Source organism: Streptomyces actinomycinicus, assembly GCF_016741775.1.
Lineage (GTDB): Bacteria > Actinomycetota > Actinomycetes > Streptomycetales > Streptomycetaceae > Streptomyces > Streptomyces actinomycinicus.
Window position 1 is genome coordinate 374,081 of record NZ_JAERRK010000001.1, and the last position, 22,610, is coordinate 396,690.

Here is a 22,610-nt window from a genome sequence, read left to right on the forward strand (position 1 = left end):
GGGCCCGAACACCGGGCCCGGCAAGGTACCGTCGGACATAAGGCAGCACCAGGAGCCGCTGGACTCATGACGTCCAGGCGTCTCCCAGGCGAAGGGGAAGCACACCGTGGCACGCATCGGTGACGGCGGCGATCTGCTCAAGTGCTCGTTCTGTGGCAAGAGCCAGAAGCAGGTCAAGAAGCTCATCGCAGGGCCCGGTGTGTACATCTGCGACGAATGCATCGATCTCTGCAACGAGATCATCGAGGAGGAACTCGCGGAGACCAGCGAGGTGCGCTGGGAGGAGCTGCCCAAGCCCCGCGAGATCTACGAGTTCCTCGAGGGGTACGTGGTCGGCCAGGAAGCCGCCAAGAAAGCCCTCTCCGTCGCGGTGTACAACCACTACAAGCGGGTCCAGGCGGGCGAGAACGGCGGCGCGAGCGGCCGTGACGACGCCATCGAGCTGGCGAAGTCCAACATCCTCCTGCTGGGCCCCACGGGCTCCGGCAAGACGCTCCTCGCGCAGACCCTGGCCCGCATGCTCAACGTCCCGTTCGCCATCGCCGACGCGACGGCGCTCACGGAGGCCGGCTACGTCGGCGAGGACGTCGAGAACATCCTGCTGAAGCTGATCCAGGCGGCGGACTACGACGTCAAGAAGGCCGAGACCGGGATCATCTACATCGACGAGATCGACAAGGTCGCCCGCAAGAGCGAGAACCCGTCGATCACCCGTGACGTCTCCGGTGAGGGCGTCCAGCAGGCCCTGCTGAAGATCCTCGAGGGCACCACGGCCTCCGTCCCGCCCCAGGGCGGCCGCAAGCACCCCCACCAGGAGTTCATCCAGATCGACACGACGAACGTCCTGTTCATCGTGGGCGGTGCCTTCGCCGGCCTGGAGAAGATCATCGAGGCCCGCGCCGGCGCCAAGGGCATCGGCTTCGGCGCCACGATCCTGTCCAAGCGGGAGCTGGAGTCCAAGGACGTCTTCGAGGACGTCATGCCGGAGGACCTGGTCAAGTTCGGCATGATCCCCGAGTTCATCGGCCGTCTGCCCGTGATCACGAGCGTGCACAACCTGGACCGCGAGGCCCTCCTCAAGATCCTGGTCGAGCCCCGCAACGCCCTCGTCAAGCAGTACCAGCGCCTGTTCGAACTCGACGGCGTGGAGCTGGACTTCGAGCGCGAGGCGCTGGAGGCCATCGCCGACCAGGCCATCCTCCGCCAGACCGGCGCCCGTGGCCTGCGCGCCATCATGGAAGAGGTCCTCCAGGGCGTGATGTACGAGGTCCCGTCCCGCAAGGACGTGGCCCGCGTGGTCATCACCGCCGACGTGGTCCTCTCCAACGTCAACCCGACCCTCATCCCGCGGGACGCACGGGGACGGGGCTCCGGGGAGCAGAAGACGGCCTGACGCACGGGATGTACGCCAAGGGGCCCCGGCCGACCGGCCGGGGCCCCTTCGCGTACCGTGCCGCGCCGGCGTCAGGCCTTGACGCGGACCTCGTTGCGGAACTTGGCGGCCAGCTCGGCGTCGTCGGCCGGGTCATTGCTGCGGCCCGCCACGAGGCCGGCGTAGTCCATCGGCATGACGAACCCGAGCGTGCTGTGGTCGGCCCAGATGCAGATCGAGAGCGTCACGTCCTTCGGACCGCTGCTGGTCGCGCCGGTGGGAGCCGAGGCCTGCTGGCACTTGAGGACGGCACCCTTGAGCGAGGCCGGGTTGTACTCCTTCGGCTCGCCCTTCAGGGAAGCCTCCTTGCCACCGTCCTTCTGCGACTCGGACTCGAAGTACGCGAACATCGCGTCGACGGTCTTCTCGGGGTCGTCGATGGTGCCGTAGACACCGGCGAACTTGATCTCCTTCTTGCTCAGCGGATTGTCCGGGTCCCCCGACGCGTATGCGGCGCTGACGTCATGGGGGTCCTGCACACCCCACTTCTTGGCGTCGGCCTCGTCGCTGTCCGTCATGGAACCGCTGTCGCTGTCGGACTTCTTGTACTCCGTCAGCACCGTGTTCGGCGTCGTCAGCTTGTGCGGGCCGTCGTCCGCGATGTCGCTGCTGCTGCCGCTGAGCACGAAGTACGCGCCGACCGCCACGGCGGCGACCACGGCCACCGCGCCGATGATGAGGCCCGTCTTCTTCTTCCCCCCGGCCGGCTGCGGCGGGTGCGGGACGTTGTACGGCTGCTGGCCGTAGGGGCCGCCGGGCTGCTGGCCGTACGGGTTCGGCTGCTGCGGCACACCCTGCTGCGGGTAGCCGTAACCCGGCTGCGGCGGCGCCGCGGGGGCCTGCTGGGGGTAGCCGTAGCCGGGCTGCGGAGCCTGCGGCTGCTGGCCGTAGGGGCCCGGCTGGCCGTACGGCCCAGGCTGCCCCGGCTGGCCGTACGGACCCGGCTGCTGGGGCTGCTGGCCGTACGGGCCCGGCTGGTTGTTGCTCATTCCTGGGTTCCCCTCCTGCTTATGTGTTCCTGACATCCTGGCTCAGGCCCGGGAACCGCACGGCACCGGGGGCCGCACCGTTACAGAACAAACGCGTTTCGGGACCGCGCCGTGACACCCCTAAACTGACCCCCGTGACCGAGAACGCTCAGCAGCAGCCACCCGCGCCCGACTCCGAACTGCCGACCCAGTACGCGCCGGCCGACGTAGAGGGGCCGCTGTACGAGCGCTGGGTAGAGCGCGGTTACTTCGAGGCGGACGCGAAGAGCGACAAGCCGCCGTACACGATCGTCATCCCGCCGCCGAACGTCACCGGCTCGCTGCACCTGGGCCACGCCTTCCAGCACACGCTGATGGACGCCCTCACCCGCCGCAAGCGCATGCAGGGCTTCGAGGCGCTGTGGCTGCCCGGCATGGACCACGCCGGCATCGCCACCCAGAACAAGGTCGAGCAGCAGCTCGCCGAGGAGGGCAAGTCCCGCCACGACCTGGGCCGCGAGGAGTTCGTCGAGCGTGTCTGGCAGTGGAAGGAAGAGTACGGCGGCAAGATCCTCGGCCAGATGCGCCGCCTCGGTGACGGCGTCGACTGGTCGCGCGAGCGCTTCACCATGGACGAGGGCCTCACCAAGGCCGTCCAGACCATCTTCAAGAAGCTCTACGACGACGAGCTGATCTACCGCGCCGAGCGCATCATCAACTGGTGCCCGCGCTGTCTGACGGCCATCTCGGACATCGAGGTGGAGTACCAGGAGGACGACGGCGAGCTGGTCTCCATCAAGTACGGCGAGGGCGACGAGACGCTGGTCGTCGCCACCACCCGCGCCGAGACCATGCTGGGCGACACCGCCGTCGCCGTCCACCCCGACGACGAGCGGTACAAGCACCTGGTCGGCAAGCGCATCAAGCTGCCGCTGACCGACCGCAGCATCCCCGTCGTCGCGGACACCCACGTCGACCCCGAGTTCGGCACGGGCGCCGTCAAGGTGACCCCGGCCCACGACCCCAACGACTTCGCGATCGGCCAGCGCCACGGCCTGGAGTCGATCACGGTCATGGACGAGCGCGCGGTCATCACCGTGCACGGCCCCTTCCAGGGCCTGGACCGCTTCGAGGCCCGCTCCGCGATCGTCGCCGCGCTGCGCTCGCAGGGCCGGATCGTCGCCGAGAAGCGGCCGTACGTCCACAGCGTCGGCCACTGCTCGCGGTGCAGCACCACGATCGAGCCGCGCCTGTCCATGCAGTGGTGGGTCAAGGTCGGCCCGCTGGCCCGGGCCGCCGGTGACGCCGTCCGCGACGGCCGGGTGAAGATCCACCCCGAGGACATGTCGAAGCGGTACTTCGACTGGGTCGACAACATGCACGACTGGTGCATCTCGCGCCAGCTGTGGTGGGGGCACCGGATTCCGGTCTGGTACGGCCCGCAGGGCGAGGTCGTCTGCGTCGGCCCCGACGAGGAGCCGCCCGCCGGCGAGGGCTGGCGCCAGGACACCGACGTCCTGGACACCTGGTTCTCCTCCGGCCTGTGGCCGTTCTCCACGCTCGGCTGGCCCGAGCGGACCGAGGACCTGCAGAAGTTCTACTCGACCGACGTCCTGCTCACCGGCCACGACATCATCTTCTTCTGGGTCGCCAGGATGATGATGTTCGGCCTCTACGCGATGGACGGCGAGGTCCCCTTCAAGACCATCGCGCTGACGGGTCTGGTCCGCGACGAGCGCGGCAAGAAGATGTCGAAGTCCTTCGGTAACGTGGTCGACCCGCTGGACTGGATGGACAAGTACGGTTCCGACGCCGTCCGCTTCACCTTGGCCCGCGGCGCCAACCCCGGCACCGACGTCCCGATCGGCGAGGACTGGGTCCAGGCGTCCCGGAACTTCGCCAACAAGATCTGGAACGCGACCCGCTTCGCGCTGATGAACGGCGCGACCGTCGAGGGCCCGCTGCCCGCCCCGGAGCAGATGTCGGCCACCGACCGGTGGATCCTGTCCCGCCTCAACAAGACCGTCGCCGACGTCGACGCGTTCTACGAGGACTACCAGTTCGCGAAGCTCAGCGACGCCCTGTACCACTTCGCCTGGGACGAGGTCTTCGACTGGTACGTCGAGCTGTCCAAGACCGTGTTCCAGGCGGGCGGCGAACCGGCCGAGGTCAGCAAGCGGGTCCTGGGCGAGGTCCTGGACGTCACGCTCAGGCTGCTGCACCCGGTCGTCCCGTTCGTCACCGACACCCTGTGGACGACGCTCACCGGCGGCGAGTCGGTCGTGGTCGCCGAGTGGCCCGCGGACAGCGGCTTCCGCGACCCGGCGGCCGAGCAGGAGATCTCCTCCCTCCAGTCGGTCATCACCGAGGTCCGCCGATTCCGCGCCGACCAGGGCCTGCAGCCGGGCCAGCGGGTCCCGGCCCGGCTGACCCTGGACGGTACGGCCCTCGCCCCGCACGAGGCCGCCATCCGCAGCCTCCTGCGCCTCCAGCCGGAGGGCGACGCCTTCACGGCCACGGCCACCCTGCCGATCGCCGGCGCCGAGGTCGCCCTCGACCTCTCCGGCACGATCGACGTGGCCGCGGAGCGCAAGCGCCTGGCGAAGGACCTGGCCGCCGCCGAGAAGGAGAAGGCCCAGGCCACGGCCAAGCTCGGCAACGAGGCGTTCCTGGCGAAGGCCCCGGACAACGTGGTGGACAAGATCCGCACGCGCCTGTCCAAGGCGGAGGAGGACATCACCCGCATCCAGTCCCAGCTGGACCGGCTGCCGCAGGCGTAAGCGCCCCCACGGCACCGAAGGCCCCCGGCACCACACGGCACCGGGGGCCTCGGCATGCCCCACAAGGGGCGCGGGAAACTGCGCGCCAAACCACGACGCACCCGCACCCACCGGACGCTCGCAAGCCACCCCGCAAGGGGCGCGGGGAACTGCGCGACGAACCACGACGCACCCGCAGCCGCCGACCGGACCGGCCCACCCCGAACGGCCGCCAGTAACCCGCGCCCACCCGACCGGACCAAGCCCCCGAACGGCGAGCCCCCCGAACGGTGCCCAAGCGACCCGCACTCGAACGGCAGTACAAGCCACCCGTACCGGCGCCGCGAAGCCCCCGCCCGCTCCGTAGACTGGCCTCGTGAGCGACCACCCCGGCACCAGCGACACCCCCGACCCCCTCGACTCCTTCGACGAGATCATCGCGGCCGAGACCGACCGCGACCCCGACCTCGCCGTGATCGAGGCAGGCAGCCGCACCCTCCGCACCCAGGGCGGCCCGCCGCAGGCCGACGTACCCGCGCGTCCCGAGGACCCCGAGGTCGACAACGCCCTGCGCGAGGTGGAGGCGGAGCTGGCCACCCGCTGGGGCGAGACCAAGCTGGAGCCCTCGGTCAGCAGGATCTCCGCGCTGATGGACGTCCTCGGTGAGCCCCAGCGCTCGTACCCGTCGATCCACATCACGGGCACCAACGGCAAGACCTCCACCGCCCGCATGATCGAGTCCCTGCTCGGCGCCTTCGAGCTGCGCACCGGCCGCTACACCAGCCCCCACGTGCAGTCGATCACCGAGCGCATCAGCCTGGACGGCGCCCCGATCTCCGCCGAGCGGTTCGTCGAGACGTACCAGGACGTCAAGCCGTACGTCGAGATGGTGGACGGACAGCAGGAGTACCGGCTCTCCTTCTTCGAGGTGCTCACCGGCATGGCGTACGCGGCCTTCGCGGACGCCCCCGTGGACGTCGCCGTGGTCGAGGTCGGCATGGGCGGTTCCTGGGACGCCACCAACGTCATCGACGGTGACGTGGCGGTCGTGACCCCCATCGATCTCGACCACACCGACCGGCTCGGCGGCACCCCCGCGGAGATCGCCGTCGAGAAGAGCGGCATCATCAAGCAGGACGCGACCGTCATCCTGGCCCAGCAGCCGGTGGACGCGGCGCAGGTGCTGTTGAAGAAGGCCGTCGAGGTGGACGCCACCGTGGCCCGCGAGGGACTGGAGTTCGGTGTCGTCGCCCGGCAGGTCGCCTTCGGCGGGCAGCTGCTCACGCTGCGCGGCCTCGGCGGCGAGTACCCCGAGGTGTACCTGCCGCTGCACGGCGCCCACCAGGCGCACAACGCGGCCGTCGCCCTCGCCGCCGTCGAGGCGTTCTTCGGCGTCGGCGCCCAGCGCGCGGAGCCGCTGGACATCGACACCGTCCGCAAGGCCTTCGCGGCCGTCTCGTCCCCGGGCCGGCTGGAAGTCGTACGGCGGTCTCCCACCGTCGTCCTGGACGCCGCGCACAACCCGGCGGGCGCCGAGGCCGCCGCCGAGGCCGTGCGGGAGGCGTTCGACTTCACACGGCTGATCGGCGTGGTCGGCGCGAGCGGCGACAAGAACGTGCGGGGCGTGCTGGAGGCCTTCGAGCCGATCTTCGCCGAGGTCGTCGTCACCCAGAACTCCAGCCACCGCGCGATGGACGCGGACGAGCTGGCGGCGATCGCCGTCGAGGTCTTCGGTGACGAGCGCGTGCAGGTCGAACCGCGGCTGCCGGACGCCCTGGAGGCCGCGATCACGCTGGCCGAGGAGGAGGGCGAGTTCGCCGGCGGCGGCGTGCTGGTCACCGGTTCCGTCATCACCGTCGGCGAGGCCCGGCTGCTGCTGGGGAAGGGCTGAGGTTTTCCCGTGCGTACTCTCTGTGCATCCACCCTGATCGGCGAACTGTTCGTCATCGGCTTCGCCGGGCTCGTCGCCATGAAGGACCCGGATCTGTCCGTGACCACGGTGTGGCTGGTCAGCGGCATCGCCATGCTGCTGTGCCTGCTGCTGTGCGGCATGGTGACCCGGCCCGGCGGGGTGGCCCTGGGCTGGGCCCTGCAGATCGGTCTGATCGTCTCCGGCGTCTTCGTCCCGACCATGTACTTCATGGGCGCGATCTTCGCGGGGCTGTGGTGGGCATCGGTGCACTTCGGGAGGAAGGTGGACGAGGCGAAGGCCAGATTCGCGGCCCAGGCCGAGTCCTCCTCCTCAACGGCTGACGCTGCGTAACAGGTGCCCCGACACGCCCTGTAACCTCGTCCCACCGCACCCTGTACGTCGCGTAAGGAGCCTCCCGTGAGCCAGCGCACCCTCGTCCTCCTCAAGCCCGACGCCGTCCGTCGAGGCCTGACCGGCGAGATCATCAGCCGCATCGAGCGCAAGGCCGGCTGGCAGATCACCGCGCTGGAGCTGCGCACCCTGGACCGCGGCACGCTGGAGCAGCACTACGGCGAGCACGTGGGCAAGCCGTTCTACGAGCCGCTGGTCGAGTTCATGTCCTCCGGCCCGGTCGTCGCCCTGATCGTGGAGGGCGAGCGGGTCATCGAGGGCGTGCGCCAGCTGGCCGGCCCGACCGACCCGATCGCCGCCGCGCCGGGCTCGATCCGCGGTGACTACGGCGTGATCGTCCGCGAGAACCTCATCCACGCCTCCGACTCCGAGGAGTCCGCCGAGCGCGAGGTGAAGATCTTCTTCCCGGGCCGCGCCTGACGGCGTGCCGCCCGGCGGCCGGCGCGGTACGCGCGGGCCGCGGCGGAGTGTCCGGGGGCTCGTCCCCCCGGACCTGCTTTTTCTGGCATGAGTACCGGCGATTGAGGGAACGAGCGTCCCCGAACGCCCGTCTCCACAAGCGAGGCGGCACGCCATCTGGTGACAATGGCGGAGACCCTCGCGCAGTGTTCGTGCAGGCGCGTTTACGATGGAAGCCTTCACGTCACAGCACCCGCCTCGCCGACCTGACATGCCCTCAAAAGCGCAGGAAGGCCAGATGAATCCGGATGGGGAACTCAATGTCGTTCATCGGCCGTGACATGGCTGTCGACCTCGGGACCGCCAACACGCTGGTGTACGTCAGGGGTCGCGGGATCGTACTGAACGAGCCGTCCGTCGTCGCGATCAACACCAACACGGGTGGGATCCTCGCGGTCGGCGCCGAGGCGAAGAAGATGATCGGCCGGACGCCGGGCAACATCGTGGCCGTCCGCCCGCTGAAGGACGGCGTGATCGCCGACTTCGAGATCACCGAGCGGATGCTCCGCTACTTCATCTTGAAGATCCACAAGCGGCGGTACCTGGCCCGCCCGCGGGTCGTCGTCTGCGTGCCCTCCGGCATCACGGGCGTCGAGCGCCGCGCGGTCATCGAGGCGTCCTCCCAGGCCGGCGCCCGTCAGGTGCACATCATCGAAGAGCCCATGGCCGCCGCCATCGGCTCCGGTCTGCCGGTGCACGAGGCCACCGGCAACATGGTGGTGGACATCGGCGGCGGCACCACGGAGGTCGCGGTCATCTCGCTCGGCGGCATCGTCACCGCCCAGTCCATCCGCGTCGCCGGCGACGAGCTGGACAACGCGATCATCCAGTACATCAAGAAGGAGTACAGCCTCCTGCTGGGTGAGCGGACGGCCGAACAGATCAAGATCACGATCGGTTCGGCGTACGACCTCGACGCCGACGAGCACACCGAAGTCCGCGGCCGCGACCTGGTGTCCGGGCTGCCGAAGACCGTCGTCATCTCGGCCGCCGAGGTGCGCAAGGCGATCGAGGAGCCGGTCAACGCGATCGTGGACGCGGTCAAGACGACCCTCGACAAGTGCCCGCCGGAGCTGTCCGGCGACATCATGGACCGAGGAATCGTTCTGACCGGCGGCGGAGCCCTGCTGCGCGGGCTCGACGAGCGGCTGCGGCGGGAGACCGGCATGCCGATCCACATCGCCGAGGACCCGCTGGACAGCGTCGCGCTCGGTTCCGGCAAGTGCGTCGAGGAGTTCGAGGCGCTGCAGCAGGTCCTGGACGCCCAGCCGCGCAGATGACGTAACTCTTCGATTCCGCCGTACGAGACGTTCTCCTCTCGTGCGGCGGATCGTTGATATAGAGGCATAAGCTCCCCCGAATGGGCCTCTTCGGTTTGCGCCGCATCATCCGCGTTTTCCAGGGGGTCCCCGAATTCCTACTTGAGGAAGGGCACGGCCGCCGCACGTGAGGGACACGAAAGAGAGCCGGCTGCTCCTGGTCCTGCTGGTCGCCATCGCGTTCGCGTTGATCACGGTGGACATCCGAGGGGGCCGCAATTCCCCCGTCGACGGTGCCCGGCACGCCGCAGCAGCGGTGTTCGGCCCGGTCGAGAACGGACTGTCCTCCGCGGTCGACCCGGTCGGCAACGCCGTCTCCGCGATCCGTGAATCCGGCAGTCGCCACGACCGGCTCGCCGCGCTGGAGAAGGAGAACGCGGCCCTCAAGGCGAAGCTCGGCAGCGACGACCGCAACCGCAGCCGCCTCAAGCAGCTCGAGAAGGTGCTGAAGATCGCCGGCGACGGCCAGTACGGCATCAAGGGCGCCCAGGTCATCGCCATAGGGTCGGCCCAGGGCTTCTCCTGGACCCTCACCATCGACGCCGGCGCGGACGACGGCATCAAGCGGGACATGACCGTCCTCAACGGCGACGGACTGGTCGGACGGGTCACCACCGTCGGCCCCAGCACCGCCACCGTGCTGCTGGCCAACGACCCCGACTTCACCGTCGGCACCCGCATGGAGGCCGGCGACGAACTCGGCTTCGCCTCCGGGCAGGGCGACCGCCCGCTGCGCGTGGAACTCCTCAACGGCAAGGCGGAGGTGAAGAAGGGCGACCGACTGGTCACGTTCGGCTCGCAGGCGGACCGGCCGTTCGTGCCGGGCGTCCCGGTCGGTGTGGTCTCCAGGGTCGACCCCTCCGGCGGCGGACTCACCCGCACCCTCTACGTCACCCCGTACGTCAGCTTCACCAAGCTCGACATCGTCGGCGTGGTCGTGCAGGCACCCAAGAACGACCCGCGGGACACCGTGCTCCCGGCGAAGCCCAAGCCGGTGCCGACACCGACGGTCACCGTCACGGTCACACCGTCGGCGAACGCCCCCGACACCGACGAGCAGCAGTAGGAGCCTGAATCCCCATGCGTGTCAACCGGATCCTGCTCTCCACCGCGCTGGTCGTCGTGGCCCTGGTCGTCCAGGTGAGCGTCCTCGCCCGGCTGCACCTGCCCGGTGCCGTCCCCGACCTGCTGCTGCTCACCGTCCTGGGCCTGGCGATGGTGTACGGCCATGTCGGCGGCGCCCTCGTCGGTTTCGGCGCCGGCCTGCTGGCCGACCTGGCCCCGCCCGCCGACCACGCGGCCGGCCGCTACGCCCTCGTGCTGTGCGTCATCGGGTACCTCGCCGGGCTCATCCGCCCGGAGAACGGCCGCCTGAAGTCGGCGACCGGCCCGATGGCCGTCGTGGTCGCCGCGGCCGTCGGCTCCACCCTGCTGTACGCCGGCGTGGGCGCCCTCGTCGGCGACACCGCCGCCCGCCACGTCGGGCTGACCGGGCTGCTGTTCTCGGCCGCCCTGTACGACCTGCTGCTCGCCCCGTTCGTGGTGCCCGGAGTCATGTGGCTGGCCCGCCGCGCCGACAACGACCCGCTCACCGAGACCGGCCCCGCGGCCAAGGCCGGTGACATCTCCTCCGGCTGGCTCTCCTCCGGCACCGGCCTGCGCATCGGCGACCAGCGCGGCGGCCTCGGGGCCCTGAAGGCCAAGGCCCGCACCCGCTCCGCCAGGGTCGGCCGCATCAAGGGGGTCAAGCGGCTGTGAGCGCCGGGAAGTTCACCCGAACGGGTCAGCTGTCCCGGAACGCGGGTTCACAGGCTGGTCGTTCATCATTCGTACGCGCGCAGGCGGTTCGCACACAGGCGCCGCACGCACGGACGTCCGTGCACTGAGAGGGGGCGACAGCCGCAGTGACCAACATTCCCGAGACCGGTCGGACCCCACGGGTCCAGATCCGGCTCGTCGTGATCCAGATCCTCGTCCTCTCCCTCCTCGGCACACTCGGTGGCCGGTTGTGGTACCTGCAGATCCGCCAGGGCGCGGAGTACCAGAAGGAGGCGTCGGGCAACCACGTCCAGCAGGTCGTCGACCCCGCCGTGCGCGGCGACATCCTGGACGCCCGCGGCGTGCCCCTCGCGGACAACGAGACCCGGCTGGTCGTCTCCGCCTCCCGTACCGACCTGCTGAAGCAGAAGGACGACGGCAGGGCCGTGCTCACCAAGCTGGCCCGCGTCCTCGGCATGAGCCCCGGCGACGTCATGCAGAAGGTCCGGCTGTGCGACGCCAAGACGCCCCAGCCCTGCTGGAACGGCTCGCCGTACCAGCCGATCCCCATCACCGACGAGGCCACCGCCAAGCAGGCCCTGCAGATCCGCGAGCGCTCCGAGGACTTCCCCGGCATCACCGCCGAGCCCGAGGCCGTCCGCCGCTACGCGGGGCCGGGCAAGTCCAACACGGCCCAGGTGCTCGGCTATCTCTCGCCGGTCACCGACTACGAGATCCAGAAGGCCAAGGACACCGACTCGCCCTATCTGCGCTCCGACATGGTGGGCCGTTCCGGCCTGGAGCGGACCTACGACAAGGTGCTGCGCGGCAAGGCCGGCGTCACCCGGTACGAGGTCGACAACCTCGGCCGGGTCATCGGCAAGGCCCGGTCGGACGCGGCCGAGTCCGGTTCCAACCTGGTCACCAGCATCGACTCCCGGGTCCAGCGGGTCGCCGAGTTCGAGCTGAACAAGGCCATGAAGAAGGCCCGCGAACAGTTCGACAAGATCACCGGCGAGAACTACAAGGCCGACTCCGGCGCCGTCGTCGTCATGGAGGCCAAGACCGGCCGGATCGTCGCCATGGCCTCCGCGCCGACCTACGACCCGAACGTCTGGGTCGGCGGCATCTCCGCCAAGGACTACAAGGCCCTCACCGGCAAGAACTCCGACTACCCCCTGCTCAACCGGGCCATACAGGGTCAGGCGGCCCCCGGCTCCACCTTCAAGGTGGTCTCCACGGCCGCCGCGGTCCAGGCGGGCTACGTCTGGGACGGCGGCTACCCCTGCACCAGCTCGTACTCCGTCGGCGGCCAGGTCTTCAAGAACTTCGAGGGCGAGAGCTTCGGCCCGATCTCGCTCGGCCGGGCGCTGGAGGTCTCCTGCGACACCGTCTTCTACGGCCTCGCCGACCGCGAGTGGAAGAAGGACGGCGGCATCAACCCCAAGAAGGGCCAGCCCAAGGACTGGTTCTTCAAGACCGCCCACCAGTTCGGCCTCGGCAAGGAGACCGGCATCGACCTGCCCAACGAGGTCACCGGCCGCGTCCCCGACCGCCAGTGGAAGCTCGACTACTGGAAGGCCAACAAGGACGCCTGGTGCAAGACCGGCAAGAAGGACGGCTCCTACGTCGAGAAGATCGCCTACGAGAACTGCCTCGAAGGCAACAAGATGCGCGAGGGTGACGAGATCAACTACTCCATCGGCCAGGGCGACACGCTCGTCACGCCGATCCAGGAGGCCGTGATCTACGGCGCCGTCGCCAACGGCGGCACGATGTACCAGCCGACCATCGGCAAGGCGATCATCAGCGCCGACGGCAAGTCGGTGCAGGAGATCAAGCCGAAGAAGAACGGCAGGCTGCCGGTCAGCCAGGCCACCCTCGACGGCATGAACGACGCCTTCGCGGGCGTCATCACCCGCGGAACGGCCGCCTGGAAGTTCGGCGGCTGGCCCCAGGACAAGATCACGCTGCACGGCAAGACCGGTACCGCCGAGGTCTACGGCAAGCAGACCACGTCCTGGCTGGCCACCTACTCCAAGGACTACACGGTGATCATGACGATCGCCCAGGCCGGTACGGGTTCCGGCGCCTCCGGTGAGGCCGTGCGCAACATCTACAGCGCGCTCTACGGCGTCCAGGGCGACGGCTCCATCGACCACAAGAAGGCGCTGCTGCCCGAGCCGCAGAAGGGCCTGCCCAAGGTCCGCCCGGACGGCACCATCGCCTCCCCCAAGGTCACCGGCGACCCGGCGAAGGACGCCGAGGCAGCCCAGAAGAACAACCCCACCAACGGCGACGACCAACAGCCCGCGGGCACCACGGCCTCGCCCGGCACCGGCAACCGTGACACCCGCAGGCGGGCCCGCAGGAGGGGAAGCCGGAGGATGCCCTCATGACCGGCACGAACAGCTTCTCCGTCTCCGGCTACGGCCCCGAGCGGGCCGGCTGGACCAGGATCTTCGCCCGGGACTCCCTGACCCGCCGGCTCGACTGGCCGATGCTGCTGGCGGCCACCGCGCTGTCCCTGATGGGCTCCCTGCTGGTCTACTCGGCCACCCGCAACCGCACCGAGCTGAACCAGGGCGACCCCTACTTCTTCCTGGTCCGGCACCTGATGAACCTCGGCATCGGGATCGCCCTGATGATCGGCACCGTCTGGCTCGGCCACCGCGCCCTGCGCAACGCCGTGCCGATCCTCTACGGCGTGTCGGTCATGCTGGCCCTGGTGGTCCTCACGCCGCTCGGCGCGACCATCAACGGCCAGCGCAACTGGCTCGTCATCGGCGGGTTCTCGCTCCAGCCCGCCGAGTTCCTCAAGGTGACGATCATCCTCGGCATGGCCATGCTGCTGGCCGCGCGGGTGGACGCGGGCGACAAGCCGTACCCCGACCACCGGACCGTGTTCCAGGCGCTGTGCCTGGCCGCCGTACCGATCCTGATCCTGCTCCTCATGCCGGACCTCGGCTCGGTGCTCGCCATGGTGGCGATCATCCTGGGCGTGCTGCTCGCCTCCGGCGCCTCCAACCGCTGGATCTTCGGCCTGCTCACCGCGGGTGTGATCGGCTGCATCGCCATCTGGCAGCTGCACATCCTGGACGAGTACCAGATCAACCGGTTCGCGGCCTTCGCCAACCCCGACCTGGACCCCGCGGGCGTCGGCTACAACACCAACCAGGCCCGCATCGCCATCGGCTCCGGCGGGCTCACCGGCGCCGGACTCTTCCACGGCTCGCAGACCACCGGCCAGTTCGTGCCCGAGCAGCAGACGGACTTCGTCTTCACGGTCGCGGGGGAGGAACTGGGCTTCCTCGGCGCCGGCCTGATCATCTTCCTGCTCGGGGTCGTCCTCTGGCGCGCCTGCCGGATAGCACGCGACTCGACCGAGCTGTACGGGACGACCGTCGCCGCCGGCATCGTCGCCTGGTTCGCCTTCCAGTCCTTCGAGAACATCGGCATGACCCTCGGCATCATGCCGGTCACCGGCCTGCCCCTGCCCTTCGTGTCGTACGGCGGCTCGTCCATGTTCGCGGTGTGGGTGGCGGTCGGCCTGCTGCAGTCGATCAAGGTGCAGCGACCGATGTCAGCGTGAGAACACCGGCCCCGGGCAAGGTCCGGCGCGCGGGCGTTCACCGGGCGGATGGCGGAAGTTTTCCGGCCATTCACCCCGGACGGCCTCTGCCGCCCGGGCCCGCCGCCCACTAGATTCGGTTCATGGCGGATGCGAAACGCGAGATAGAGCGCAAGTACGAATCCGACGACAGCGGGCTGCCCGACCTGACCGGCGTCGGGGGAGTGGCCGCGGTCCTCGACAAGGGCCTGGTCGAACTGGACGCCGTGTACTACGACACCGCCGACGAACGCCTCACGGCGGCCTCGCTCACCCTGCGCCGCCGCACCGGCGGCTCGGACGCGGGCTGGCACCTGAAGTTCCCGGTCGCCCCCGGAGTGCGCGACGAGATCCGGGCACCGCTCTCCGACAGCATCCCCGAGGAGATCGCCGCCCTCGTCCGCTCCCGCGTCCGCGACCGCGTGCTGGCCCCCCTGGTCCGGCTGCGGTCCGCCCGCGACGTGCGGCACCTGGTCGACGCCGAGGGGACCCTGCTGGCCGAGGCGAGCGTCGACACCGTGACCGCCGCACGGTCCACCGGCGAGGGCGGAGCCGCCCAGTGGACCGAGATCGAGGTGGAACTGGCCGACGGCGGCGACCCGGCCTTCCTGGACCAGGTGGAGAAGCGGCTGCGCAAGGCAGGCGTACGGCCCTCCGCCTCCCCGTCGAAACTGGCCCGCGCCCTGGAACAGACCCGGCCCGGCCGCCACGGGAAGAAGCCCCGGCCCGCCCGGCCCACCACCGCCGGCGACCACGTCCTCGCCTACCTGCGCGCGCAGCGCGACGTGCTGGTCGAACTGGACCCCGCCGTCCGCCGGGACATCCCCGACTCCGTCCACCGGATGAGGGTCGCCACCCGGCGCGCCCGCAGCACCCTGCGCACCTTCCGCAACGTCCTGGACCGCACCGTCACCGACCCCGTCGCCGCCGAGCTGAAGTGGCTCGCCGGCGAGCTGGGCGTGGACCGCGACCAGGAGGTCCTGGCCGAACGCCTCACGACCGCCCTGGACGCCCTGCCGCCCGCCCTGGTCACCGGCCCCGTCGCCGAGCGCCTCGCCTCCTGGGCGGAGATCCGCCGCGGCGGCGCCCACGCCCACCTCACCGGCGTCCTGGACTCCCGCCGCTACCTGACCCTGCTCGACACCCTGGACACCCTGCTCACCGGCCCGCCCCTGCGGAAGGCGGCCGGGAAGAAGCCGGGCAAGGTGCTCGACAAGGCCGTACGCAAGGACCTGGCGAAGCTGTCGGCGCTGGTCGAGCAGGCGCTGGAGCTGCCACCGGGCGAGGACCGCGACCACGCCCTGCACGAGGCCCGCAAGAAGGCCAAGCGCACCCGCTACGCGGCCGAGGCGGTCACCGACGCCCTCGGCACCCCTGCGGCTTCCCTCACGAAGTCCATGAAGTCCCTGACCACCCTCCTCGGCGAACACCAGGACAGCGTCATGGCCCGCCACACCCTGCGCGAGCTGTCCGCGGTGGCCCACGCGACGGGCGAGGACACCTTCACGTACGGCCTGCTCTACGGCAGGGAGGAGGCCGGCGCGGCCAGGACGGAGGCGGAACTGCCCGCGCGGTGGAAGAAGATCAGGTCCGGGGCCGACGGCTGAGCGTTCAGGGGAGGCCGTCGTCCGGGTTACGCTGAATGGTCACCCCTGTCAGCTCATGAAGGTTCGCGAGATGCCTGTCGAGTCGGTTTTCCCGCAGCTCGAAGCTCTGCTCCCGCACGTGCAGAAGCCGATCCAGTACGTCGGCGGAGAGCTAAACTCCACGGTCAAGCCGTGGCACGAGTGCGACGTCCGCTGGGCGCTCATGTACCCGGACGCGTACGAGGTCGGCCTGCCCAACCAGGGCGTCATGATCCTCTACGAGGTCCTCAACGAGCAGGAAGGCGTCCTCGCCGAGCGCACGTACAGCGTGTGGCCGGACCTGGAGGCGCTGATGCGCGAGCACGGCGTCCCCCAGTTCACGGTCGACAGCCACCGCCCGGTGAAGGCCTTCGACGTGTTCGGACTCAGCTTCTCCACGGAGCTGGGCTACACCAACATGCTCACCGCGCTGGACCTGGCGGGCATTCCGCTGGAGTCCAAGGACCGCACCGTCGACGACCCGATCGTCCTGGCCGGCGGCCACGCGGCCTTCAACCCGGAGCCGATCGCCGACTTCATCGACGCGGCGATCATCGGTGACGGCGAGCAGGCCGTGCTCGACATGACGCGGATCATCAAGGAGTGGAAGGCGGAGGGCCGCCCCGGCGGCCGCGAGGAGGTCCTGCTCCGCCTGGCCAAGACGGGCGGCGTCTACATCCCGGCGTTCTACGACGTCGAGTACCTGCAGGACGGCCGCATCGCCCGCGTCGTCCCCAACCGCTCCGGCGTCCCGTGGCGCGTGTCCAAGCACACGGTCATGGACCTGGACGAGTGGCCGTACCCGAAGCAGCCGCTCGTCCCCCTGGCCGAGACGGTCCACGAGCGCATGTCGGTGGAGATCTTCCGCGGCTGCACCCGAGGCTGCCGCTTCTGCCAGGCCGGCATGATCACGCGCCCGGTGCGCGAGCGCTCCATCACCGGCATCGGCGAGATGGTCGACAAGGGCCTGAAGGCGACCGGCTTCGAGGAGGTGGGCCTCCTCTCCCTCTCCTCCGCGGACCACTCGGAGATCGGCGACATCGCCAAGGGACTCGCGGACCGCTACGAGGACGACAAGATCGGCCTCTCGCTCCCGTCGACCCGGGTCGACGCCTTCAACGTCGACCTGGCGAACGAGCTGACCCGCAACGGCCGCCGCTCCGGTCTGACCTTCGCCCCCGAGGGCGGCTCCGAGCGCATGCGCAAGGTCATCAACAAGATGGTCTCGGAGGAGGACCTGATCCGGACCGTCGCCACCGCCTACGGCAACGGCTGGCGCCAGGTGAAGCTGTACTTCATGTGCGGCCTGCCGACGGAGACCGACGAGGACGTCCTCCAGATCGCCGACATGGCGACCCACGTGATCCAGAAGGGCCGCGAGGTCTCCCGGTCGAACGACATCCGCTGCACGGTCTCGATCGGCGGCTTCGTCCCCAAGCCGCACACCCCCTTCCAGTGGGCCCCGCAGCTCTCCGCCGAGGAGACGGACGCCCGCCTGGAGAAGCTCCGCGACAAGATCCGCGGCGACAAGAAGTACGGCCGCTCGATCGGCTTCCGCTACCACGACGGCAAGCCGGGCATCGTCGAGGGTCTGCTCTCCCGCGGCGACCGCCGCATCGGAGCGGTCATCCGCGCGGTCTACGACGACGGCGGCCGCTTCGACGGCTGGCGCGAGCACTTCTCCTACGACCGCTGGATGGCCTGCGCGGACAAGGCCCTGGAGCCCTTCGGCGTGGACGTCGACTGGTACACCACCCGCGAGCGCACCTACGAGGAGGTCCTGCCCTGGGACCACCTCGACTCCGGCCTGGACAAGGACTGGCTGTGGGAGGACTGGCAGGACGCCCTCGACGAGACGGAGGTCGAGGACTGCCGCTGGACCCCGTGCTTCGACTGCGGCGTCTGCCCGCAGATGGACACTCACATCCAGGTGGGCCCGACCGGCAAGAAGCTGCTGCCGCTGACGGTCAAGAACGCGGGTCCGACCCCGGCCGCGAGCGGTCACGCGCACTGAGGCGGGCGAGGCACTCGACCGGGTGATTGAGGCGATGACAGCGGCGAGTGAGGAAGAGGTGGCTGCGGTGCTTGCCGCTGTCGGTGCCTCTCGTCGTCGCCCTGCGGCGCCGCCGACGGTGTCTCGCACGCCGCTACCGGAGGCTGGCGGCCCGCTTCACATCGTCTCCGAGGTGGAGTGGGTCTGACCCCTCCTGCCTCGTGAACGGTTGGACGACGCGTTAAGCCCCTTCCCAATCAGGGAGGGGGCTCGTTGCTGTCTTGAACACGAAAGGGAGCAGTCGCTGGCTAGGACGGGTCGCGCCGATCACGAAGAGTCCTTCGCCTTGCGGCACTCGCCAGTAAGGCTGGAAGAGTCCAACTCCCTGATCAGTCCAGTGCGGCGGGCGTCGAGCTGGTTGTCCCTGTCGACATCTTCTGGGGTGGCGTACCCTTCGCCCACCCTGGTGTCTCGAAGATCACCGAGTTCGATCGTGACCGAAGCCAGCTCCGCGAATCGGTTGAGCGTTGTGGCAAGAGGCTGCCAGGTGTCATCGAGCCGTGCGGCTTGAGCAGCCTTGTCTGCCGCCTCTTCCAGACTTGGAAGGGTCTTGTTACGTGCCGCTTGCCGCGCGGTGCTGTCCGCAAGCGGATCACCCGTAGATGCCCGGTACTTCACGGCGCACGCCTCTCGGGCGAGGCTCAGTGCGTGGCCTTGAGCGTCGTCTGCGCAGGCAGCCCGAGCCAGTGCGGCGAAAGCGAAGATGATGGTACTGCCGAAGCGGCTACGTCTCTTCACGTTGTCCCTCCCGATGCGTCAGTCATTCTGCACGCGCCGGGCGTGACGTTCGGAGGTTCTCCAGGAAGCTGACTGAGGACGCGCGCACTACCCTGCCTGCAATGGACACGGCAAAATCGTGCCCATGGATCAGGGGGTAGCTGCGGTCTGGGCTGCTGGCTTAGCAGGGTTTGCGAGCGCGGCAGGAGCTGCGGTGGGGGCTGGGCTGGCCGCTCGTGGAGCTCGCGTGCAGGCGCTACAGACGCGTGAGCTGGACAAGCAGACCAGGGACGAAGAGCGCCTGCGTCAACATCATGACTGGCGCCGTCAGAGCTGTCTGGCCTTCCAAGCGAAGCTTGGGGAGGCTGTCGATGCGCTCGATGAGCTGGTGGATGCCCTAACCGACGGGAAGCCATTGGACGAGGTGCGTGGCAAGCTACGGAAGGCAGAAGGATCAGTACTCCGCGGACATTATGACCTCGTGATCATATGCGAGGTGCCCGAGCTTGAGCGTATATCTGGCGCGGCTCTTCGATGGCTAGAGCAGGCGCTTTTTGCCGTTGACGCTTTGCGGCGGAACCCCACACAGCTCACCAATCGCGACTCAAATTTGAGTCAGCATTGCCTTGATCAGCGGCGGGGCCTGCTTGGGGCGTATGACATGTTTTCTAAGGCGCTCCCCCTAGTTCTGCCCATGACGTAACCATAAGATTGCCTCGAACTCAGCCGACAAGTGAGTGCGTTAAGCCGTTCATCCGCAGGTGGACACCCACATCCAGGTGGGCCCGACCGGCAAGAAGCTGCTGCCCTTGACGGTCAAGAACGCAGCTCCGACGCCGGCTTCGAGTGGTCACGCGCACTGAGGCGGGCGAGGTACTCGACCGGGTGATGGAGGCGCTGGCTGAGGCGAGCGAGGACGAGGTAGCTGTGGTGCTTGCTGCGCTTGGTGCCTCTCGTCCTCGCCTCGCGACACCACCGGTGGTACTGCGAACGCCGCTGCCGGAGACTGGCGGCTCACCTCGCATCGTCCGAAGTAGAGTGGATCTGACCCCTCCAGGCTCATGATCGGGTGTACGACGCATTGGGCCCCTTCCCAATCAGGGAGGGGGCTCGCTGCTGTCTGAAACGTGTCCTCTACTCAGCCACTGCGGAACCTCGTGGGCTTGGCTCCACCGAAGAATGCTTGTCTTCGGGTCTTCCGGCCAAGCTGAAGACCGAATCGCACCGTCTCTCGTGATAGGTGAAGCCTCCGGGATCCCGAATGCCTGGAAGAGTTCGCCAGCTAGTGGCGCGGTCGCTTGGACGAGAGCCCGTCCGCCGTCTGCAAGATCGTCCAGAAGAGCGGCGCCCTCGGAGTATGCCTACTCGCGGAACTGCGTGCTGAGCGGTGCTCGCATGCCGAGCGAACGATTATAGCCGTCGATACGCAACGGAAAGAGGGGGTGCAGATTAGGCTTAGCCGGTCCCGCAGGATGGGCATGGGGAGCCTCAACCAGAGCAGCTTTGACGAGGGCGGTGCTAGTTGCGCCGGATCGGTCACGGGCATGAGAGCCGAGCAAGTGCAGTGCGGACAGCCGGCCATAGACCACTGTGTCAGGCTCAACCCACGCAAATTCGATCATGTCCGCGTTGGAAACGCGATGTCCCAGCCGCATCGCCCACGTACCCGAACCATCGCAATGCAGCTCGGAATGGCAGTACCAGGGACCATTCGCCCACCCGCCACGGGTGATGAAGCGTCGGGATCCGCTCCGGACGTCAGTGAGAGGCGCACTGTCTTTCCCGAGCAGCCACGCTGTCGTGAGCAGCTCGTTCTTGTATGTGCTGAAGGAGTCCTGAGTGATCTGCATGTCCCCAGGGACTTCAGGAGACAGTGACACGACGAGATGGGCCACATTGCTCTCAGGAAGACTCTGGAGCAGTTCGCTCTCGACAGCCGCTAGGCGTTGGCTGCGGTCGGCGAATGCGTCATGCCGTTCCGTGTCAGCGAGTCGGATCTGACCGCCATGAACCAGGCCCACGTGGGCACGATGAGCGACACCGAGATGGACGAGTTCATCGATCGCCACAGCATCATGTACGGGCGTGGCGAACCCCATGACTATGACTACATCTCCCGTCCCACCAACATGGGAACAGAGCATTACTTCCACTCCCGTGTCTTCGGTCGGCTGAGATTCCTCTGAGGACGGAGAAGAGAGAGACCACACGTGGCATTCACGTACATCTACAAGAGACGTATCGGCTCGTGGGGGCTCGTCGCCCGCGTCAGCCTCGACGTCCAGTCCATGGACGAGCCGCCGGGCGTGGGGCGGAGAATCGACGACTCACGCGTCTGGTGGCTGCCGCCGCAGGGGATCGCCGCAACGGACGAGAAGTGGATGGCGTTCGGCCTCGGACTGGTGGTCGGGCAGCTGGAGGCTTTGAGGGACGGCGCCGCTGCCCTGTTGGTACGCGTGGACGACTGGGACGTACCCATGCTCACGGACTACCAGGAGGAAGTCGCCGCCGCGGCGGTCATCGAGTGCTTGCAGGAGTACTGCGGCATCGATGGCGTCGACATCGGCCTGACCCTCGACCGAGAGAGGAATCGCTACCGGTTCACCTGGGACGGCGCGTCGGCGGAGCCGGGCCTGGGTTGATCCAGAGGGTGGTGACCAGCGAGTTGATCGGTTATGGGGCTGTTGGAGTATGGCCGCAGATGGACCCCACATCCAGGTGGGCCCGACCGGCAAGAAGCTGCTGCCCTTGACGGTCAAGAACGCAGCTCCGACGCCGGCTGCGAGCGGTCACGCGCACTGAGGCGGGCGAGGCACTCGATCGGGTGAGGGAGGCGCCGGCGGGGTGAGTGAGTGGGTCTGAGGGCCCGCTCCGTGCCTGTGCGCGCCCGCACAGCTTTGAGCCCCCTCTCGTATCGCGAGGGGGCTCAACTGGTGCCCGAGGGCGTTGGAGTTGGGTGGTGTGCGATCCATGCGACCGCAACGCTGCGGCGGTCGATGAGCACGACGTCACGCCGTACGCCGTGGTGCCGGCCGATGCGTTCGCGTGTGCCGATGACGTTCATCGATGCCGAGTCGGTAGATGCTCAGGACCTCGTCGGCGTGTTCGGGGCCATGGCCGTGACGCGTACCGCGGTCTCGGCAGTCACGCCCGGCTCGCCGGGATCTCGTCGAGCAGGCCGCGGATGCGCTTTTCGATCTCGGCGCGGATGGGTCGGACGGCGTCGACGCCCTGTCCGGCCGGGTCGGGGAGCGTCCAGTCGAGGTAGCGCTTGCCCGGGAAGACGGGGCAGGTGTCGCCGCAGCCCATGGTGATGACCACGTCGGAGGCCTGGACGGCTTCGACGGTGAGCACCTTGGGTACCTCCGCGGAGATGTCGATGCCTGCCTCGGCCATGGCTTCGACGACGGCCGGGTTGACGGTGTCGGCGGGTGCGGAGCCGGCGGAGCGGACCTGTACGCGCTCGCCCGCCAGGTGGGTGAGGAACGCGGCGGCCATCTGGGAGCGCCCGGCGTTGTGGATGCAGACGAACAGCACGGAGGGACGTTCGGCGGGGAGGTTCATGGCCGGTGTGTCTTTCTGGGCGG

Annotated in this window: 17 protein-coding genes; 13 read left to right on the plus strand and 4 right to left on the minus strand. The window is 68.8% G+C overall.

Going from position 1 to position 22,610, the window contains the following annotated elements:
- Positions 1–106: 106 nt before the first annotated feature.
- Positions 107–1,393 carry an ATP-dependent Clp protease ATP-binding subunit ClpX gene (clpX, locus tag JK359_RS01720; RefSeq protein WP_030648610.1) on the plus strand — a complete coding sequence of 429 codons (1,287 nt, stop codon included), beginning with the start codon at positions 107–109 and terminating at the stop codon, positions 1,391–1,393.
- Positions 1,394–1,464: 71 nt separating this feature from the next.
- Here the strand turns inward: clpX and JK359_RS01725 are convergent, their stop codons facing one another.
- The gene (locus JK359_RS01725; protein WP_201830823.1) at positions 1,465–2,421 is read right to left on the minus strand and encodes a hypothetical protein; all 957 of its coding nucleotides are present in this window, start codon (positions 2,419–2,421) and stop codon (positions 1,465–1,467) included.
- 134 nt (positions 2,422–2,555) lie between these two features.
- Here JK359_RS01725 and JK359_RS01730 point away from each other — a divergent pair, with 134 nt between their 5' ends.
- From JK359_RS01730 to JK359_RS01780, 11 genes are all read left to right on the plus strand, one after another.
- On the plus strand, positions 2,556–5,180 hold the full coding sequence (locus JK359_RS01730; protein WP_201830825.1) for a valine--tRNA ligase: 2,625 nt from the start codon (positions 2,556–2,558) through the stop codon (positions 5,178–5,180).
- A gap of 355 nt (positions 5,181–5,535) precedes the next feature.
- Positions 5,536–7,050, plus strand: coding sequence for a bifunctional tetrahydrofolate synthase/dihydrofolate synthase (folC, locus tag JK359_RS01735; RefSeq protein ID WP_201830827.1), 1,515 nt, complete (start codon positions 5,536–5,538; stop codon positions 7,048–7,050).
- 9 nt (positions 7,051–7,059) lie between these two features.
- A complete protein-coding gene (locus tag JK359_RS01740) occupies positions 7,060–7,422 on the plus strand; it encodes a DUF4233 domain-containing protein (protein ID WP_201830829.1) in 363 nt (120 codons plus the stop codon).
- 66 nt (positions 7,423–7,488) lie between these two features.
- Complete coding sequence (gene ndk / locus JK359_RS01745; RefSeq protein ID WP_201830831.1) at positions 7,489–7,902, plus strand: nucleoside-diphosphate kinase; 414 nt, start codon at positions 7,489–7,491, stop codon at positions 7,900–7,902.
- A gap of 299 nt (positions 7,903–8,201) precedes the next feature.
- Positions 8,202–9,221, plus strand: a complete 1,020-nt coding sequence (locus JK359_RS01750; RefSeq protein ID WP_031158632.1) for a rod shape-determining protein — start codon at positions 8,202–8,204, stop codon at positions 9,219–9,221.
- A 166-nt stretch (positions 9,222–9,387) separates the two neighbouring features.
- Positions 9,388–10,326 (plus strand): rod shape-determining protein MreC, encoded by a 939-nt coding sequence (mreC, locus tag JK359_RS01755; protein ID WP_201830833.1) that lies wholly within the window; start codon positions 9,388–9,390, stop codon positions 10,324–10,326.
- 14 nt (positions 10,327–10,340) lie between these two features.
- Positions 10,341–11,018, plus strand: a complete 678-nt coding sequence (mreD, locus tag JK359_RS01760; RefSeq protein ID WP_201830836.1) for a rod shape-determining protein MreD — start codon at positions 10,341–10,343, stop codon at positions 11,016–11,018.
- A 146-nt stretch (positions 11,019–11,164) separates the two neighbouring features.
- Positions 11,165–13,417 carry a penicillin-binding protein 2 gene (gene mrdA / locus JK359_RS01765; protein WP_201830838.1) on the plus strand — a complete coding sequence of 751 codons (2,253 nt, stop codon included), beginning with the start codon at positions 11,165–11,167 and terminating at the stop codon, positions 13,415–13,417.
- Positions 13,414–14,610 carry a rod shape-determining protein RodA gene (gene rodA / locus JK359_RS01770; RefSeq protein ID WP_201830840.1) on the plus strand — a complete coding sequence of 399 codons (1,197 nt, stop codon included), beginning with the start codon at positions 13,414–13,416 and terminating at the stop codon, positions 14,608–14,610. The genes mrdA and rodA overlap by 4 nt, the downstream gene beginning before the upstream one ends.
- 122 nt (positions 14,611–14,732) lie before the next feature.
- Positions 14,733–16,235 (plus strand): CYTH and CHAD domain-containing protein, encoded by a 1,503-nt coding sequence (locus JK359_RS01775; RefSeq protein WP_201830841.1) that lies wholly within the window; start codon positions 14,733–14,735, stop codon positions 16,233–16,235.
- 70 nt (positions 16,236–16,305) lie between these two features.
- Positions 16,306–18,267, plus strand: a complete 1,962-nt coding sequence (locus JK359_RS01780) for a TIGR03960 family B12-binding radical SAM protein (protein WP_201830843.1) — start codon at positions 16,306–16,308, stop codon at positions 18,265–18,267.
- Between the two features lie 306 nt (positions 18,268–18,573).
- Here JK359_RS01780 and JK359_RS01785 read toward each other — a convergent pair whose 3' ends face one another.
- Positions 18,574–19,044, minus strand: coding sequence for a hypothetical protein (locus tag JK359_RS01785; protein WP_201830845.1), 471 nt, complete (start codon positions 19,042–19,044; stop codon positions 18,574–18,576).
- A 1,340-nt stretch (positions 19,045–20,384) separates the two neighbouring features.
- The gene (locus tag JK359_RS01790) at positions 20,385–21,122 is read right to left on the minus strand and encodes a hypothetical protein (protein WP_201830847.1); all 738 of its coding nucleotides are present in this window, start codon (positions 21,120–21,122) and stop codon (positions 20,385–20,387) included.
- 111 nt (positions 21,123–21,233) lie between these two features.
- On the opposite strand from JK359_RS01790, the gene JK359_RS01795 reads away from it, so the two are divergent.
- Positions 21,234–21,665, plus strand: coding sequence for a hypothetical protein (locus JK359_RS01795; RefSeq protein WP_201830849.1), 432 nt, complete (start codon positions 21,234–21,236; stop codon positions 21,663–21,665).
- A 502-nt stretch (positions 21,666–22,167) separates the two neighbouring features.
- Here the strand turns inward: JK359_RS01795 and JK359_RS01800 are convergent.
- Positions 22,168–22,587 carry an arsenate reductase ArsC gene (locus JK359_RS01800; protein ID WP_201830851.1) on the minus strand — a complete coding sequence of 140 codons (420 nt, stop codon included), beginning with the start codon at positions 22,585–22,587 and terminating at the stop codon, positions 22,168–22,170.
- Positions 22,588–22,610: the final 23 nt, after the last annotated feature.